Origin of the sequence: Paraburkholderia sp. BL17N1, assembly GCF_003634175.1 — a bacterium.
Taxonomy (GTDB): domain Bacteria; phylum Pseudomonadota; class Gammaproteobacteria; order Burkholderiales; family Burkholderiaceae; genus Paraburkholderia.
In genome coordinates this window covers 959710-976875 of the sequence record NZ_RBIW01000002.1, presented here as the reverse complement: position 1 = coordinate 976875, position 17166 = coordinate 959710, and the positions used below count along the sequence as shown (strand labels likewise).

Annotated in this window: 14 protein-coding genes; 7 read left to right on the top strand and 7 right to left on the bottom strand. The window is 62.0% G+C overall.

Translation table 11 applies throughout. The annotated features are described in order from the left end of the window. Nucleotides 1-29: 29 nt before the first annotated feature. Both B0G82_RS24285 and B0G82_RS24280 read left to right on the top strand, forming a co-directional pair. Nucleotides 30-968 (top strand): ABC transporter substrate-binding protein, encoded by a 939-nt coding sequence (locus B0G82_RS24285; RefSeq protein WP_106300398.1) that lies wholly within the window; start codon nt 30-32, stop codon nt 966-968. A gap of 110 nt (nt 969-1078) precedes the next feature. Next, nucleotides 1079-2377, top strand: coding sequence for an L-fuconate dehydratase (locus tag B0G82_RS24280; protein ID WP_121309300.1), 1299 nt, complete (start codon nt 1079-1081; stop codon nt 2375-2377). A gap of 69 nt (nt 2378-2446) precedes the next feature. Here B0G82_RS24280 and B0G82_RS24275 read toward each other — a convergent pair whose 3' ends face one another. The 3 genes from B0G82_RS24275 to B0G82_RS24265 form a co-directional block, all read right to left on the bottom strand. Further along, nucleotides 2447-3517 carry an MBL fold metallo-hydrolase gene (locus B0G82_RS24275; protein ID WP_116146120.1) on the bottom strand — a complete coding sequence of 357 codons (1071 nt, stop codon included), beginning with the start codon at nt 3515-3517 and terminating at the stop codon, nt 2447-2449. A gap of 192 nt (nt 3518-3709) precedes the next feature. After that, a complete protein-coding gene (locus B0G82_RS24270; protein ID WP_106279132.1) occupies nt 3710-4366 on the bottom strand; it encodes a peroxiredoxin in 657 nt (218 codons plus the stop codon). A gap of 356 nt (nt 4367-4722) precedes the next feature. Then, the gene (locus B0G82_RS24265; RefSeq protein ID WP_121309299.1) at nt 4723-5565 is read right to left on the bottom strand and encodes a DMT family transporter; all 843 of its coding nucleotides are present in this window, start codon (nt 5563-5565) and stop codon (nt 4723-4725) included. A 126-nt stretch (nt 5566-5691) separates the two neighbouring features. On the opposite strand from B0G82_RS24265, the gene gcvA reads away from it, so the two are divergent. Continuing rightward, nucleotides 5692-6585, top strand: coding sequence for a transcriptional regulator GcvA (gene gcvA, locus B0G82_RS24260; protein ID WP_121309298.1), 894 nt, complete (start codon nt 5692-5694; stop codon nt 6583-6585). A gap of 412 nt (nt 6586-6997) precedes the next feature. Here the strand turns inward: gcvA and B0G82_RS24255 are convergent, their stop codons facing one another. Continuing rightward, nucleotides 6998-7600: an isochorismatase family cysteine hydrolase gene (locus B0G82_RS24255; RefSeq protein WP_121309297.1), complete on the bottom strand. Its 603-nt coding sequence runs from the start codon at nt 7598-7600 to the stop codon at nt 6998-7000. A gap of 243 nt (nt 7601-7843) precedes the next feature. Next, a complete protein-coding gene (locus tag B0G82_RS24250) occupies nt 7844-9520 on the bottom strand; it encodes an alkaline phosphatase family protein (RefSeq protein ID WP_121309296.1) in 1677 nt (558 codons plus the stop codon). 483 nt (nt 9521-10003) lie between these two features. On the opposite strand from B0G82_RS24250, the gene B0G82_RS24240 reads away from it, so the two are divergent. The 4 genes from B0G82_RS24240 to B0G82_RS24225 all read left to right on the top strand — a co-directional run bounded on the left by B0G82_RS24240 (nt 10004) and on the right by B0G82_RS24225 (nt 13985). After that, entirely contained in the window at nt 10004-10444 is a 441-nt protein-coding gene (locus B0G82_RS24240) for an SET domain-containing protein-lysine N-methyltransferase (RefSeq protein ID WP_116146110.1), read from the top strand. Nucleotides 10445-10521: 77 nt separating this feature from the next. Then, nucleotides 10522-12276, top strand: a complete 1755-nt coding sequence (locus B0G82_RS24235; protein WP_121310811.1) for an ABC transporter transmembrane domain-containing protein — start codon at nt 10522-10524, stop codon at nt 12274-12276. An 87-nt stretch (nt 12277-12363) separates the two neighbouring features. Beyond that, complete coding sequence (locus B0G82_RS24230) at nt 12364-13578, top strand: phytanoyl-CoA dioxygenase family protein (protein ID WP_121309294.1); 1215 nt, start codon at nt 12364-12366, stop codon at nt 13576-13578. 161 nt (nt 13579-13739) lie between these two features. After that, complete coding sequence (locus B0G82_RS24225; protein ID WP_116146105.1) at nt 13740-13985, top strand: hypothetical protein; 246 nt, start codon at nt 13740-13742, stop codon at nt 13983-13985. Nucleotides 13986-14117: 132 nt separating this feature from the next. On the opposite strand, the gene B0G82_RS24220 is transcribed toward B0G82_RS24225, so the two are convergent. Next, a complete protein-coding gene (locus B0G82_RS24220; protein WP_116148972.1) occupies nt 14118-15878 on the bottom strand; it encodes a winged helix-turn-helix domain-containing protein in 1761 nt (586 codons plus the stop codon). Further along, nucleotides 15875-17164: an MFS transporter gene (locus B0G82_RS24215; RefSeq protein WP_241974821.1), complete on the bottom strand. Its 1290-nt coding sequence runs from the start codon at nt 17162-17164 to the stop codon at nt 15875-15877. Before B0G82_RS24215 ends, B0G82_RS24220 begins: the two co-directional genes overlap by 4 nt. Nucleotides 17165-17166 lie beyond the last annotated feature (2 nt).

Here is a 17166-nt window from a genome sequence, read left to right as displayed (position 1 = left end):
TGATAGCCCATCTTAGGAGGAGAAACACCATGTTGAAAAGAAAACTAATCGGTGTCGTGGTCGGCGTTGGCGCTCTCATTGGCGGGACGAGCGTGACATACGCGGACACCTATATCCCGCTTATTTCGAAAGGGTTCCAGCATCAGTTCTGGCAGGCCGTCAAATCCGGCGCCGAACAATCGGCCAAGGAGCACAACGTCAGGATCACGTTCGAGGGGCCGGAAACCGAAGCCATGGTCGACAAACAGATCGACATGCTCTCGGCCGCGCTCGCCAAGAAGCCGCAGGCACTCGGCATCGCCGCGCTCGATAGCAAGGCGGCCATTCCGCTATTGAAGCGCGCCCAGGCCGGCAAGATACCCGTGATCGCTTTCGACTCCGGCGTGGACAGCGATATTCCGCTGACAACGTGTGCAACGGATAACCTCGCGGCGGCCGCCCTCGCTGCCGACAAGATGGCCGAGGCGATCGGCAATGCCGGCGAAGTCGGCGTGATCGTGCACGACCAGACGAGCCGCACCGGTATCGATCGCCGCGACGGCTTCCTCAATGAAATGAAATCGAAGCACCCGAACATCAAGATCGTCTCGGTCCAATATGGCGGCGGCGACCATTTGAAGTCGGCGGAAATTGCCAAGACGATGATCCAGGCCAACCCCAATCTCAAGGGCATTTTCGGCGCGAATGAAGGCTCGGCGGAAGGTGCCGCGATCGGCGTCAAGGAATCGGGCAAGAAGCTGGTGCTGATCGGCTACGACTCGGGCAAGGAGCAGAAGGACGACATCAATTCGGGCTTGATGGCCGGCGCCATCACGCAGAACCCGGTCGGCATCGGCAAGTGCGTGGTCGACTCCGCGGTGAAGGCGCTGAAGGGCGAGAAGTTGCCGAAGAAAGTCGACACAGGCTTCTACTGGTACGACAAGACGAATATGACCGATCCGAAGATCGCAGCCGTGCTCTACGATTGATCGCCGTCGCGTGATGCGGCGAGAGGGAAGAGTCGCGGCATCTCTTCGATGCCACGGCCCTCTTTGCTATTAGACCGAAGTCGATGGCTGTCGCAGAGGAGTGTGTTCAGATGCCCACGATCACCAGGCTGTCCGTCCGTGACATTCGGTTTCCCACCTCGCGTTCGCTGGACGGCTCCGATGCGATGAACGCCGCGCCGGATTACTCGGCCGCCTATGTCACGCTCGAAACCGATTCGCCCGACGCGCTCACCGGCCACGGCCTCACCTTCACGATCGGACGCGGCAACGAGATTTGCGTCGCCGCGGTCGAGGCGCTGGCTCCGTTGATCGTCGGTAAAAGGCTTGAGGATATCGCCGCGAACATGGGCGCTTTCTGGCGCGCGCTGACGTCGGATAGTCAGTTGCGCTGGATCGGCCCGGACAAGGGCGCGATTCATCTGGCCACGGCGGCTGTCGTCAACGCGGCCTGGGATCTGTGGGCCAAGGCGGAGGGCAAGCCTGTGTGGAAGTTGCTTGTCGACATGAGCCCCGAAGAACTCGTGCGTTGCCTCGATTTCCGCTATGTGACCGATGCGATCACGCCGGAGGAAGCCATTGCGATGCTGCATCGCCATGCGAAGACGCGGGGCGAACGCGAAAAGGAAATGCTCGTGCAAGGCTATCCCGCCTATACGACATCGGCGGGCTGGCTCGGCTACGACGACGACAAGATCCGCCGGCTCGCGCGCGAAGGCGTCGCGCAGGGCTGGACGCACTTCAAGCAGAAGGTGGGCGGCAATCTCGACGAGGACATGCGGCGCGCGCGCATTCTTCGCGAAGAAATTGGCGAAGGCCGGAAGCTGATGATGGACGCCAACCAGGTGTGGGATGTCGACGAAGCGGTAGCGAACATGCGGCGCCTGGCGGAATTCGATCCGTGGTGGATCGAAGAGCCCACGAGTCCCGACGACATTCTCGGCCACGCGGCCATCCGTCAACGGCTTCGGCCGATCGGCGTCGCAACCGGCGAGCACTGTCATAACCGGGTGATGTTCAAACAGTTGCTACAGGCGCAGGCCATCGACTTCTGTCAGGTCGATAGCTGTCGGCTGGGTGGTTTGAACGAGGTCATCGTCGTTCTGCTGATGGCCGCGAAATCCGGCGTGCCGGTGTGCCCGCATGCGGGTGGTGTGGGATTGTGCGAGTACGTCCAGCATATTTCGCTGTTCGACTATATCTGCGTGTCGGCCTCGCTGGAAAACCGGGTGCTCGAATACGTGGATCATCTGCATGAGCATTTCGTCGACCCGGTCGTGATCCGCAATGGCCGTTATATGCCGCCGCAGCGTCCGGGTTACAGCATCGAGATGCATGCGGCGTCGCTCGACGAATATCACTTTCCGGAGGGGGCGGCGTGGAAGAGGTGAAACGGCGTTCGCCCCTGGTTCGATAACTTGGCGCGTCGCCGGCATTGAAGGCCTGCATCGACTACACCGCTATACGCTGCCGTTCTCAACTACACGGCCTTCCGCGCGCCAGCGCAGCATGCCGCCGGGAAGGTTGGCCACCCGCTCGAATCCGGCCTGGCGCAGCATGACCGTGGCTTGTGCCGAGCGTCCACCGGCCCGGCACACCGTCACGATCGGGCGATCCTTCGTCAGTTCCGCGGTCCGCCCGGCGAGCTCACCCAATGAAATGAGCCTGGCTGCCGGAATGCGTCCCAACGGTCCGTTGAACTCTTCAGGTTCCCGCACATCGACTATTTCGACCGCAGGCAGATTTTCCTCCAGCCACTGAGCGCTAATTTCCCAGATGCCGGCAAAGCTGCAGGTCAGCGGCGCCCAATCGGGCTCGCTCATCTGCGTGGGGACGCTCGCCGCGAGGCCGCATTTCAGGTTCGCGGGCACCGCTACGTCGATTTGCTTCGGATGCGGCAGGTGCAGGTTCGTCATGTATCCGGTGAAATCGTCTTCGCACAGTTCGCCGCCGAGGCGTGGATTGAAGCGCCGCTCTTCGCCCACGCTCGTGACCGTCAAACCGCGATAGTCGTGAGCCGGGTAGAGCAGGCACGCGGCGGGCAGCGTGAAAATCTGCGCATGCACCGCGCGAAACAGGGTGTGCGCGTCGCCGCGCTGGAAATCCGTGCGGCCCGTGCCTCGGATCAACAGGCAATCGCCGGTGAACGCCATGGTTTCGTTGTCGAGTACGAGCGTGATGCATCCATCGGTATGGCCCGGTGTCGCGCGTACCATCAGGTATCGTGAGCCGAACTCGACTTTGTCGCCGTGGCTCAGATAGCGGTCCGCGCCTTCGGCGCCGCTCGCCGCCGAAATCGCAATGCGGCTGCCTATGCGGCGATTCAGCATCCACGCACCGCTCACGTGATCGGCGTGGACGTGGGTGTCGATCGTATAAAGCAGATGCAAGCCGAGTTCTTCGATCAGCGCGGCATCCCTGCGCACCTGTTCGAACACCGGATCGACCAGCACCGCCTCTCGCGTCGTGCTATCGGCAAGAAGATAGGTGTAGGTAGACGATTGCTGATCGAATAGCTGCCGGAAGATCAACACGTTTTCGCTCCGCGGCGCGCTCCCGCGAGCGCTTGAGATGGCGGCCCATGCGGTGTCGCCGATTATCCCACCGGCAGTCCGGTTGGGCGCTGCCCCGCTCGAAGGTCCGGGCGCATGAATGTACCCGGACTCACCTCGCGCGCCGGACGCTTTGCACTGTCCGGCGCGCGTCGCTTCAATCCGCGCGTGTTACTTCGGTTGCTCGACGTACCGCAGATAAGGCTTCACGGTTTTGAAACCCTGCGGATATTTTTGCTTCGCGGCGTCGTTGGAAACAGATGTTGGAATGATGACGTCTTCACCCGGCTTCCAGTTGACCGGTGTCGCCACCGTGTGTTTCGCGTTGAGTTGCAGCGCATCGAGCAGGCGCAATACTTCGTCGAAATTGCGGCCCGCGCTCATCGGATAGACGAGCATGGCCTTGACCTTCTTGTCCGGGCCGATAAGAAACACCGAGCGTACGGTCGCGTTGTCGACGGCGGTGCGCGGGCCGCCGCCGCTCGCTTCGGGATGAATCATGTCGTAGAGCTTCGCGACTTTCAGGTCGGAGTCGCCGATCAGCGGGTAATTGATTGCGTGGCCCTGTGTCTCGGCGATGTCCTTGACCCACTCCGTATGGTCGCTGACCGGATCGACGCTCAGCCCGATAATTTTCGTGTTGCGCTTATCGAATTCCGGCTTGAGGCCTGCGAGGTATCCGAGTTCCGTGGTGCAAACGGGTGTGAAATCCTTAGGATGCGAAAACAGGACTGCCCAATGGTCGCCGATCCATTCGTGAAAATGGATCGTCCCTTCGGTGGTTTCCGCTGTGAAATCGGGAGCGTCTTCTCCTAATCGAATCGACATCATTAGTCTCCATAGGTCGGGTGCAGGGTTCGAGTGCCACGGTCGAAGCGAGGTCCGCCGGGCTGCCGGAGTATTGAATGGCGATAGGACTGTCTCGAGATTACTTCCGGCCGGTTGCACCGTACCGCGCCGGAATAGCGTCTACGGCGTGCAGCGGAGTCTGTGGCTTCCCCGGATAGCCGTGATACGGGACAGACATCGAGACGCGCCGCGAACCGCATCTATAGCGTAGAACAAAAAAGACTTTTGTAGTTAGCGGACTGTAGGGCGAATCCGCCGTCGTGGCAGCGAAGTTGCTTGTACTCCGAAGAAAAGGAGCGCGTGCTTCGATTTGGGCGGGGCGCGATCCTGTCTGATCAAAGCCCTAAACAGACCGCCCCTGCCGCGACGATCAGGCACGCGAGCCAGCGCCTGGCGCTTACCGCTTCCCGCAAAATCACGCGCCCGATCAGCACCGCGAACACCACGCTGGTCTCTCGCAACGCGGACACCGCACCCATCGCGCCTGACTGCATCGCCCAGATCACGATGCCATACGCCGCGATCGACACCAGGCCGCCAGCAAGCGACAACCCGACGGCGACGGGCTCCGTTCTCACGGGTGTCCACAGAGCCTCGTGCCCGCGCATCGCGACGAACAGTACCGGCATCAGCCAGTAGAACATGAACATCCAGGCGGTATAAGCGAGCGGTTCGCCGCCGGATAAGCGCACGCCGATGCCGTCGATCACGGTATAGAGCGCGATCGACGCACCCGTCGCCAGCGCGGCCAATACACCCGCGCGCGACACGCGCCCGCCCTGCAGCGCGAGTGCGATGATGCCGCCCGAGATCAGCGCGACCCCGAGCGCGTGCAAGGGGCCGATCGCCTCATGCGCGAAGAGCGCCGCGCCGAGTGTGACGAGCAGCGGCGACGAGCCGCGGGCGATCGGATAGGCCTGCGCCAGATCGCCGCGACGATAGGCTCGCACGAGGCAGACGTTGTACACGATATGCACGAGCCCCGACGCGGCGACGTACGGCCAGGCCGCGTCGGCGGGCCGAGGCGTGAATACGATCACGAGGGTGGCGACCGCGGCGATGGCGATACTCATCCACGTCATGGAGAGGAAGCGGTCGCGGTTGCCGTGCAGCATCGCGTTCCAGCTCGCGTGAAGCAAAGCGGCAATGAGGACGAGACCGCCGGTGTAACTGAGCATGCGGGTTCAGGACAGGAAAAGAGTGTGGGCGAGCCAGAGTTAGCGGCGCAATAAGAAGCTTATCTATCTTGTAGCGCCGTCACAAACCAGTTAAATTGGCGGTTCGCGTTAGATAAACTGTTGCGAATGAAGCGAACACTGCCGCCGCTCAATGCCTTGCGCGCCTTCGAGGCCGCCGGCCGTCTCGGCAGCTTCAAGGAAGCCGCCGCCGAACTGCACGTGACACACGGTGCAGTGAGCCAGCATGTGCGCGCGCTCGAAGAGTGGCTTGGTGCATCGTTGTTCGAACGGCACAACCGGCGCGTCGCATTGACGCCGGCAGCGAAGGCTTATCTGGCGGAAATCGGTCCTTTGTTCGAGGGGCTCTCGCAGGCCACGGCCCGATACGGATTCCCTGAAACGCTCTCCCGGACACTGTCCGTGAATGCGCCCGCGACCTTCACCTTGCGCTGGCTGGTGCCAAGACTGACGATCTTCCGCGCCGCGCATCCCGACGTGGACGTCAGTGTGCACACATCGAACGAGTCGTTGGAGAGTCTGAAGGAGACATACGACGTGATCATCCGGGGCGGCCCGGACACGTTCTATGGCTATTCGATGCGGCCTTTCCTGTCCGAGGAGCGAGTGCCTGTTTGTAGCCCGGCGCTCTTGCAGCGCCTGCCGCTCCGAACGCCGGACGATATGCGGCAGCACACGTTGCTGCATACGTCGAGTCTTCCGCGGGTTTGGCCGGACTGGCTGGCGAGCGCGGAGATCCCAGCACTCAGGCCAGCCGCAGCGCTGACCTTCGACCACTTCTTTCTGACATTGCAAGCGGCCATCGACGGGATCGGCGTCGCGATGGGACCGACCGCTCTGATCGCCGACGACCTCGCGGCCGGCCGGCTCGTCGCGCCGTTCGCCGGTCCTCGCTTGCCGTCGCGAAGCTATTGCACTTACGTTCCGGATGCGAAGTCGGCGGATGAACTGGTCGTGCTGTTCCGCGCATGGCTCGAGCGCGAAGGATGCGCTCACTCATGAACGTCGAAGGGAACCCGCCTGGACGCGTCCCTGTCGACCTGGTAGCATGAGATGCTGTGCGCGCAGTGTCTGTCGAATCAGGAGCGGTCTTATGCGGAAGCGGAAGTTCGCAGGAAAGATGACTGGAGAATCGAGTCTGCCGGAACTGCTGAACCGGCTCGAGGTGGCATTGGCCGGCATGCCCGATCACACGTCTGTCTGCAAAGCACTGTCGGATCTCAACAGGCGCCTCGGCTCCGCCAGCGAGCAAGCTTCCGTATGTAGCGGCCGACCCACGGCCTCGCGGCGCCCGCGCCCGCGCCAAATGGCAATGCAGTCTTTACCGCTGTTTTCTTGAACGCCAAAGATCGATCTGAATAGCGCATAGCGGAGCGGCTGACTAGCGTGGAAAGCCGAAAAAACGTCAGTCACGCTAGGCGAGCAACAACAAGGCATCGGCGAGCGACAATACTGTCGTGCGCGAATCGAAGGCCGTTGAAAACAGATGATCGTGCACGACCTGATCCGGGTCGTAACAGCAATCCTTGACCGTCAATAAGCGGAAGTCCGCGTCACTCGCGTACGCAACCGACGACAGCACCACGCCGGTCGACGCTATCCCAACCATGATTAGCGTATCGATCCCCTGCGTGGAAAGCCGCGCCTGCAGGTCGGTACCGAAGAACACGCTGGCACGATGCGCGATGATGAGCGGTTCACTGGCCAGCTGGCCGAGTTCCGGCGCGATCTCGTCGTCGACGAAGAGACCCAGTTGCTTGATTCCCTGCCCGTTTCTGTTCAACGGACTGACTTCCGGATAGCCGGGACTGAAGTGGATTTTGGCGAAATAGACGCTGACACTTTTGGCCCGCGCGGCGTCGCACAGCTTGCGCGTGTTGGCGAGCAGCGAAGGTGCGACCGATGGAAATAACCGCATGATGTCCGTCTGATAATGCATGACCACCAGAGCGGTTCGCGCGGGCACGATAGCTGGAATCCGCATGTCGAGACTCTGCGTCGCGGCGGCGCTTTCCATGCCTTGTTGATGATCTGCCGGAGCGGCGGGTTCAGATTCAAGGCGTGGCGGCATAAGGGCTACGCGATAGCGAAAAAGAGCCCGACTCTAGCACGACCGCGTGCGACTGAGTGGCCGGCCTGGAACTCTCCAGGCCGGCCACAGGCCACCGACGACACGACATGGAAGCGTTGAAGGTCCAAAAGAATCGCGACGCTTCGCTTATTTGCCGTGGCCCACTAGCGGCAGAGTGCCGCCATTCGCCTAGAACCGCTCGCGATCGAACTCCGGCAGCGCACGCGTTCCCTCAATAGCGACCGAGTGCAGCAGTTCAGGCTCCAGATCGAGCAACTGCAGGATCGTCGGCGCAACCTGGGTGGTCAGTACGCGCTCGTCGCTCACCTGTCCCGCGTGACGGGCGTGAGGCACGTAGACCACGAGACCGAGATGGCTGTCGTCGGGAGCGTTGCCGCCGTGCTCTTCGTCCTTGGTCGCGCTCGACGTATAGATGACCCCGGGGTTCGGCTGAACGACGATGTCAGGCGTGCGTCCGCGTTGCGGATCGCCGAACCGGCCGGCCAGTTGCGGGCCATACAGAATGTACGCTTGCGGGCCGTCCGCACAAATGCCGGGTGCGTTGCAGCTCAGGTTGTCCTTCAAGGTCTTCACGACAGCCGGCAGTTGGCGTTGATCGCGCAACCAGATCAGGCCGACGTCGTCGGTCTGCACGAACCCTGTGCCGGCGAGCCCGGTTCCGTCATTGAGGTTGCCGCTCTTCGTGCTGTTCTGCCCGAAGTTGCCGTTCGGATCCAGATAGTTGTTTGCTTCAAGCAGTTTCGAGAGTGTGTCGCCGTTCTTCACCAGCTTTGAATGGTCGGTCGGGGATTGCCCGTGCTTCGCCGTGACGATGATCGCCGTCGACGAATACAGGTCGCGCTGCTTCAGTTCGGCCACGATGCGACCCAAGGCGTTGTCCAGATAGGCAATCGCGTTGGTTACCTGCGGACCCGGCGTGAAACTCGCATCCAGATAGCCGCCTCCATTCGCGACCGTTGCCTTCTGGGCGACGCTCAAAGTCTGGAAGTTGGTCCCAAACAGGGTGGGCACATCGGCGCCGGATCGGCCAGTCGAATCCTTGCCGTCAATTTCATCGATCAGCGACTGCACATGGAAATTGTCGAACTGTTCCGTGTGCGTGTAGACGTCGGTGTAGTTCGTGTTGGTGGCGGGATCGATCGAATTGATCTCCGTGCGGGAAAGATCGTCGACGCCTGTGCCGGAAGGTCCATTGAGCCAGTCGTAGCCCCACGCATGTTTGTCCGCCCAGGCAGTGCGAGCGCCTTTCACGTTGCGTTTGACCACTTCGAAGATCGTGTTGGTCTTCACATAGTTGTGCGGATAGACGGGCGTACAGACGCCATTGAGCAAAGCGTGCGGAATGGCCTGCGGATTGAACGCGCCGCCACCGTCGAGATGCGTCAGTGCGCCGCCGTTCTCGCCGTCGATGCCAGTAGTCTCGTCGAATACGACATTCCAGCCTTGCTTGCCGGTGCAATTGCTATCGGACGGCGCGTATAGCGTGCGGTCATAGGATACGTCGTAGAACAGGCCCGCGGATTTGGGTGAGCCACCGGTGACGAGCGCAGCGAGCCCCGGGAACGAATCCGAAAGGCCAGGCGTGTGCGCGTTGGTGTAGGTCGTCCCCGCCTTCGCCAGCAACGCAAGATTCGGGCATGCATTCGATCCGACGCAGCGTGCAACATCCTGTTCGTGCAAACCGTCGAAGCTGATCAGCAGCACATGCTTCACTGACTCATGGTGATGATCACGATGATCGTGCTCATCGGCCGCCGTCGCGCCTGCCGGATACAGCGCGGCAAGCAGGACAGCGCCCAGGCCGACGGCGATTTGCGTTCGCTTCCAGATTCTGATCGTCTTCATTTCCCGTCCTTTAGGTTGCTGCGGAATATTTGGTAATCCGGGAAAGAATGTGCAGTGGAATTGAGTCGTCTGGATGAAGCGACGCTTTCGATTCCATAACCCATTAGCAATTGCTGCGATGGGAAAAAGGATGCGCGAAATAAGGCTATTACGTCAGGTTTCCTTAAGGAATGGATGATCTATTGAGATGTTCATCTATCACCGCGTGCGGCCATTTGGGTCAATCCCGTTGGCCCAGTTCACCGAACATCCCGACGAGACAGGCTCTGAAAATCCTCACGCGCCGGCTGAGGTAGCGATTGCGGGGATAAAGGACGTGGAAGGGTACGGCGATGGTTCCGAGCCGTGCAGGAACGATATCGATCTCCATGTGGCGACTGTCGTTCGACATGACGGCCATGTGTGCCGAAAGCCGGCACAAAATCATGCAAGCGCGAAATTGCACTCGTATACACTGGTGTGTCAATCAATCAAGGAACCAGTATGCGGCGCGTGATCGTACGGCGGTCGTCAGTCCACGGAAAGGGTGTGTTCGCGATGCGGCCGCTCGCGGCGGGTGAGTGCGTGCTTGAATACCGGGGCGAATTGACGAGCTGGCGGGAAGCGGTGCGCCGGCATCGGCGCGAAGGTGTCGCTGGGCACACGTTTCTTTTTGGCCTGTCGGACGGGCGCGTGATCGACGGAAGCCGCGGAGGCAATAGTGCGCGATGGCTGAACCACGCCTGCGCGCCGAACTGCGAGACCATTGAGGATGATGGCCGCATCTTCATTCACACGATCCGGCCGATCGAGGCGGGCGAGGAACTGTTTATCGAATACCTGCTCACGACCGACGATCCCGCGGACGAGGACGTTCGAGCCCAATACGCTTGCCGGTGCGCCGCAGCGGGTTGTCGTCGGTCGATGCTGGCGGATGTCGCGTGATTCAGCCAACCGATGAGGTTGCACGGACTCAGTCCGCTGCCGCCAGTGTTTCGAAGACGTCGTCGCCGTCATCCCGTATCGGCCCGCTCTTTGCGTTGTTTCCCTTTCTGCGCCCCTATGCCGGCCGCTGGGCGCTCGCGTTCCTCGCGCTGGTGAGCTCGGCGGGCGCCACGCTGGTCTTGCCGGTGGCGTTCAAATACCTGATCGACCGTGGCTTTGCCGCGGGTGACCGGGGGCACATCGACCGCTATTTCCTCGCGCTATTTGTCGTATCGCTGGTACTGGCCGGCGCCACGGCGCTGCGCTTCTACCTCGTGTCATGGCTCGGCGAGCGGGTCACGGCCGACTTGCGGCGCGCGGTCTACGATCACGTGCTGAGCATGAGCCCGCAATTCTTCGAAACCACGCAGACCGGCGAGGTGCTGTCGCGGCTCACTGCGGACACTACCCTCATCCAGACCGTGGTGGGCACGAGCCTGTCGCTGGGATTGCGCAACTTCTTCCTGCTGACCGGCGGCGTGGCGATGCTGGCGGTGACGAGCCCGGTGCTGTGCGGCTACATCCTCGCGACGCTGGTCGTGGTGGTCGCGCCTATCGTGATCTTCGGCCGCCGCGTGCGACGGCTCTCGCGCGCAAGCCAGGACAAGATCGCGAACACGAGCGCGCTGGCGGGCGAGGTGCTCAATGCCATGCCGACCGTGCAGTCGTACACGCAGGAGCCTTTTGAAACGCGGCGCTTTGCGGGCGCGGTGGAGGCGGCCTTCGAGACCGCGCTCACACGCATTCGCGCGCGCGCCTGGTTGACCGCCGTGGTGATCGTGCTGGTGTTCACCGCCATCGTATTCGTGCTGTGGCTCGGGGCGCAGGCGGTGCTGGCCGGGCGCATGACGGCGGGCCAATTGTCCCAGTTCATTCTCTACGCAGTGTTCACTGCCGGCGCCGTGGGCGCCGTTGCCGAAGTATGGGGCGATTTGCAGCGCGCTGCCGGCGCCACCGAACGTTTACTGCAATTGCTGGCGGCGCGCTCGCCGGTGGTCGAGGCCGAGACGACGGTCGCGCTGCCGGCGCGAGGCGAGGGCATCCGCTTCGAGGATGTCAGCTTCTCGTATCCATCGCGCCCCGGCATTGCGGCGCTTTCCGCACTCTCGCTCGAGGTCCGCCCCGGTGAACACGTGGCACTGGTCGGTCCGTCCGGCGCGGGCAAGACCACGCTGTTCCAGTTGCTGCTGCGCTTTTACGATCCGCAAGCCGGTCGCATTCTGATCAACGGCGTCCCCACGCGTGACGTGCCGCTCGTCGAATTGCGCAAGGAGATCGGCGTGGTGCTGCAGGAATCGGTGATTTTTTCTGGGAGCGTGCTCGACAATATCCGCTATGGCGCGCCGGGAGCCACGCTCGCGCAAGTGCAACGGGCCGCCGACATGGCGGCCGCGGCCGGCTTTATCGAAGAACTCCCGCAGGGCTACGACACCTTTCTCGGCGAGCGCGGTGTGCGGCTGTCCGGCGGGCAGCGTCAGCGCATCGCGATCGCTCGCGCGATCCTGAAGAATCCGCCCATCCTGCTGCTGGACGAAGCGACCAGTGCGCTCGATGCCGCCAGCGAACGGCTGGTGCAAAAGGCGCTGGACAATGCCGCGCAGAACCGCACCACGCTGGTCATCGCACACCGCCTCGCGACCGTCCAGCAGGCCGACCGCATTGTCGTGCTGGAACAAGGGCGGATCGTCGCGCAGGGTCGTCACGCTGAACTCCTCCTGAGCTCGCCGCTCTATGCTCAGCTTGCTGCGTTGCAGTTTGGCGAGCAGATGGGGCAGACCGCGCCCGCGCAATGACAGCGGTCGGCTCATGCGTCGATCCGTCATGCACCTGGCGAGTGCATCGACGTGGCGCTATCCTTGACGTACAGAGGAGAGAGAGACATGGGCCACAGCCAGGATCGCATCGAAAAGCGCGAGCAGAGTTGGTACCGCGAGCGCGATTGCGCTTTAGATGAATTTGTCGCGCTGTTGGAGGGCGATGACCCCGGCCCGACCCACTATGCGTCGGAAGTCATGCAGCGGATTCCCATTTACGACTGTCCACAACTCGATGGCGTGACACGCGATGCATCGCACAGAGCGCAGTTGCAGGCGGAATGGGCTCGCGTCCTTCACGATGGCGCGGGGGTGCTGGTGCTGCGGCGCGCATTTGTCGATACCGGACCGGTCGACGATGCCACGGCCGTCTTCGAATCCATTATTCAGAGTGAGCGCGAGCAAGGCTCCAGTGCGGCAGACCATTTCGCAAAGGCAGGCGCGAATGACCGGATCTGGAACGCCCAGGAGAAGCTCTGCCTGCGAGCGCCCGAAGTATTCGCGCAATACTTTTCAAATCCAATGCTGATGATTGTGTCGCAAGCGTGGCTCGGACCGTGCTACCAGATGACGTCCCAGGTCAACGTAGTTCGACCGGGCGGCGCTGCTCAGCAAGCGCATCGCGATTACCACCTCGGTTTCCAGACGGCTGAAAAGGCCGAACGCTATCCCGCGCACGTCCATCGGATGTCTCCCTTCCTCACCTTGCAGGGCGCGGTGGCGCATAGCGACATGCCGGTCGAGAGCGGCCCGACGAAGCTCCTGCCGTATTCGCAGCGCTATGACGAGGGATATCTGGCGTGGCGCCGGGCCGAGTTTCGCGAGTATTTCGAGGACCATTTCGTCCAGTTGCCCCTCTCCAAGGGCGATGCCGTGTTCTTCAGTCCCGCGTTATTCCATGCGGCCGGCGAAAATCGCACCACGGACGTACAGCGCATGGCGAACCTCTTGCAGGTCTCATCGGCTTATGGCCGGGCGATGGAAGTGCTTGACCGCACGCGAATGTGCGAAGCGTTGTATCCGGTACTGCGCGAGCGCCGCGCTTCGGGGCGCATAACCGACACGGAAATTACCGCGGCAATCGCATCCTGCGCAGAGGGATATCCGTTCCCCACCGACCTCGACCGCGACCCGCCGGTCGGCGGGTTGGCGCCGGAAAGCCAGCAGGAACTCATGCATCGCGCACTCGACGAGGATTGGGATTCGGCCCGATTCACGCTCGCCTTGAACGAGCAGGCTGCGCGACAACGTTCCGCCGATCCGCAATCGGGTCCGCGTTAACAATTTCTTTAGACTCAGTCGATGGTGCAAAAGACGATCTGATCGCAGGATTGACAAAGCGATAGCAACGCGACGCCGCATCTTCGCGGGGACCGTCCGGGATCGCCTTACGGCCGGTCATGCACTGACCGTTCTCGCACTTTTGGGAAGGAGAAATTGACATGAAAACGCTTCGAATCGTGGCGCTCTGCGCGATCGGCATGTTCGTGGGACAAGCGTGGGCGCAAGACAAACCCGTACCATCGGGAACCGCGCCGTCTGCTCAGGATGTCGGCGGCGTCAGCGACGCGTCGAGGGGTGAGACGGGAATGGCAATGAATCCGGCGCGGCAGTCCTATCCGGACCTCAACACCCTGCAATCCCCGGAGCAAAGCCGTGTGGCGGCCAATCCGTTCCGCCACCATTGACTGCAGCGCAACAGCTTTGCGCGACCGCGCGTTACGCACGGTGAGTGCCTGTGAATACACTCGTCGCGCGTAACGGTGGCACGCTCCGATTCGGAGCGGGACCGTCCGGCTTGACGGGGCCGGGCTCCGGGATCAGTAGCCGATACGCTTTTCGACGTTGCGGAATCGCCCCATCGACCGATAGCGATGAAACCATGCGTTGGTACGAAGCTCGCACAGGCGCGGCGAATGCTCCGCAAGCGCCAGGTCGAGCCAATGAAACATCTCGTCCGGCTGGTCGAGCCGTGCGTAAATTTCCGCAAACAGAAACGGCGACGTATAGCGCCTTTGACGCCTCGCCGTCAAATCCTGCAAATACCATTGAAGGACTTTTTGATAGCCGCCGGCCTCCCAGATCGTGCGAATAGTCTCTGCGCGAGCGAATTCGCCGCACCGTGTTAGCGCGTCGATGGTCGCGTCGACTGCCTCCTCGTATTGACCCTGCTCTTCATACGCGGTCGCCAGCAGTTGATAGACGAGCGGGGAGCGATTGCCACGCCCGGCGTGCAGGCACTCGCGAATCACTTCGTCGTATTTGCCTGCCTGTACGAGTCCGAATACGCGCGATCCTTCGAACCCTAGCGGGTCGACCTTTTCGGCTCGCTCGAACTGTGCTCTGCCTTCCGCTTCTCGCCCAAGCACCAGCAGCAGGCGTGCATATAGGCGGCACGTTTCAGCGTGGCTTGGGTTCAGCCGCAACGCTTCGAGGAACTCTTCTTCGGCACGCCGCCAGTCCCAGTCATAGAAATAGTGCACGCCCGCTAGCGCCTGGTGGGCTTCAGGAAGACTGGCGTCCAGTTCCAGTGCTTGCAACGCCGCCTGCCGCGCTAGCGGATGGCCCTCCGACGGCGCACAGACTCCATGCGTTGCCGTGGCACCTAAAACGTTCGACATCCCCACATATCCGAGCGCGTAAGTCGGGTCCCGTTCTATCGCGCGCTCGAAGTAGCCGCGCGCGCGCACGAAGTCCTCGTCGCTCAGCGCGTGATGCGCGGCAAACCCCGCATCGAAGTGCACGCGGCGCGTCCAGTAGTAACGGCCGCGCAGATACGCATCGTGTGCCGCCGGATCGACCGGCAAACGTCTCGTCAGCATGTGCCGCCGCTGTGCCGCGAGCGCGGGTGACACCTCCCGGGCGAGCGCCGCTCCCACCTCTTTCTGGATTTCCAGCGCGCCACGCGACATCGGTTCATACGCGCGGCTCCAGATCTGCACCTGATCGAAGCAGCGGATCAATTGCGCCAGAATGCGGATCCTCACGCCGTCGCGCTTGAGTGCGCCTTCCAGGACATAGTCGATCGACAACTCGCGCGCGATCTCCGCAATGCTCATGCTGACCCGTCTGCAGTGGGCGGCAGTCGTCCTCGAAATGACGAGGATGCGCTCTGGATCGAGCATGCCGATGCTGGCGGAAGTTTCGTCAGCCAGTGCATCGCAGAAGCTGTTCTGGCCGGAATCGCCGGTCTGGTTTTCGAACGGCAGAACCAGTATTCGCGCGGCTTCCTGTGGAGCGGGTACCGGCTCCTCCGGCATCGGCCGCACGTTATTCAGTCGATAGCCTTTGCCCTTCACCGTGATGATGTGCTGCGGATTGACCGGGTCGTCGTGCAGCGCCACGCGGATTTTCCGGATTGCCGTATTGATGCAGTTGTCCGTTTCCCGATACGCATTCGCGCCCCACAGTGCTCTTACAATATCCGCGCGCGTGACGAGTTGCCCGTTGCGGGATGCCATCAGGATCAGCAGTTCCATCGGCAGACGCTCGAGGCTGACCTTCTCACCCGCGCGGCGCAATTCGTAGCGCTGAATGTTCAACTCGACATCGGCAATCCGGATGGATTCTGGCGTGTTCATCTGCGCTCCTGCCATCGCGAGTTCCTGCTCACAGCGACTATGTCGGGGCGCCGCCGCTCGCGCTTCATTCCGAATGAAGCCGCGAATGCAATCGCCGAGCACAACACCATGACGAGCGCGGGTGCGGGCATCCAGTGCAGACCGGAAACGAGGAAATTTGCCGCGAGCGGCGTCAGTCCCAGCGACGCGGACAGACCGAGATTCATGGCCGTCGCAACGCCGCTGAAGCGGACGTCGACGGGAAACATTTCTGCAATCGCGCACGCGAAGGTTCCGTTGGCGATCGAACTGACGACGCCGGCCATCAGGAACAGCGCGGGCAGGCTCGCATAGTGCCGGGCGGCCGCGATGAAGAAGAAGGGCGCGAAAAGCGCGGACAGGACGGTTCCCAACCTGAACACGTAGCGACGCGGCAACAGGTCGCCAGCGTGCGCCGTCACGAGAATGCAGGCAGCTACGGCGATCAGATAGCACGTCTGGGCACTCGCGATCTGTTGCGTGTCGTATTGAAGCTTTTGCAGATGACCCGGCGCGAAGCCGATAAAGATGCCGCCCGACGCGCCTGCCAGCAGCGATGCGGCAGCGCCTGTCATCAGGGGAGCGAAATGGTTGCGAAGCAGGACAGCAAGAGGCTCGCGATGGCGGGCGCCGATGGCCTGCGCATACTCGTCGGTCTCCGCAAGCGTACGCCGCAAAGCAAAGCTCAACAGCCCGACCATTCCACCCAGCAGGAAGCCGATCCGCCATCCGAACGCGTTGACTTGCCCAGGTGTGAGCACCCATTGCATGGCAAGATTCATGCTCGTCGCCAGAAGCAACGCAAGATTGACCGCGACGAACACGATGCCGCACAAAAGCCCCGGCCTGCCGCGCGCGGTTTCGACCGCGTAGACGACCGCGCCCGGCAATTCACCGCCGACGCAGAGGCCCTGTATGAGCCGCAGCACGAGAAGGAGCGCCGGGGCGGCCGCGCCCCATGCCGCGTATGAAGGAAGTATTCCGATGAGAAGCGTCGAAACGGAGGCGATCATTGCCGACGAGACGAAGACGAGGCGCCGCCCGTGCGTGTCGCCGAATCGCCCGAGGAGGATGCCGCCGACCGGTCGGGAGAGATAGCCGATGGCCAGCACCGTGAACGACAACGTCTCCACCGGTACGCCGGTTACTGTCGGAAAGAACTCGCTGCCGATGCTTCTCGCAAAGAATCCGAAGATGACGAAATCGAACACTTCGAGCGCTCCCCCCGTGCTGGCGACCAGGATGGTCCAGCGTTGGTGCGCTGTCATCG

Coding starts and splice junctions, on each gene's coding strand:
- B0G82_RS24285 (WP_106300398.1), top strand. CDS start 30: ATGTTGAAAAGAAAACTAATCGGTGTCGTGGTCGGCGTTGGCGCTCTC.
- B0G82_RS24280 (WP_121309300.1), top strand. CDS start 1,079: ATGCCCACGATCACCAGGCTGTCCGTCCGTGACATTCGGTTTCCCACC.
- B0G82_RS24270 (WP_106279132.1), bottom strand. CDS start 4,366: ATGTCGATTCGATTAGGAGAAGACGCTCCCGATTTCACAGCGGAAACC.
- B0G82_RS24265 (WP_121309299.1), bottom strand. CDS start 5,565: ATGCTCAGTTACACCGGCGGTCTCGTCCTCATTGCCGCTTTGCTTCAC.
- gcvA (WP_121309298.1), top strand. CDS start 5,692: ATGAAGCGAACACTGCCGCCGCTCAATGCCTTGCGCGCCTTCGAGGCC.
- B0G82_RS24255 (WP_121309297.1), bottom strand. CDS start 7,600: ATGGAAAGCGCCGCCGCGACGCAGAGTCTCGACATGCGGATTCCAGCT.
- B0G82_RS24250 (WP_121309296.1), bottom strand. CDS start 9,520: ATGAAGACGATCAGAATCTGGAAGCGAACGCAAATCGCCGTCGGCCTG.
- B0G82_RS24240 (WP_116146110.1), top strand. CDS start 10,004: ATGCGGCGCGTGATCGTACGGCGGTCGTCAGTCCACGGAAAGGGTGTG.
- B0G82_RS24230 (WP_121309294.1), top strand. CDS start 12,364: ATGGGCCACAGCCAGGATCGCATCGAAAAGCGCGAGCAGAGTTGGTAC.
- B0G82_RS24225 (WP_116146105.1), top strand. CDS start 13,740: ATGAAAACGCTTCGAATCGTGGCGCTCTGCGCGATCGGCATGTTCGTG.
- B0G82_RS24220 (WP_116148972.1), bottom strand. CDS start 15,878: ATGAACACGCCAGAATCCATCCGGATTGCCGATGTCGAGTTGAACATT.
- B0G82_RS24215 (WP_241974821.1), bottom strand. CDS start 17,164: ATGACAGCGCACCAACGCTGGACCATCCTGGTCGCCAGCACGGGGGGA.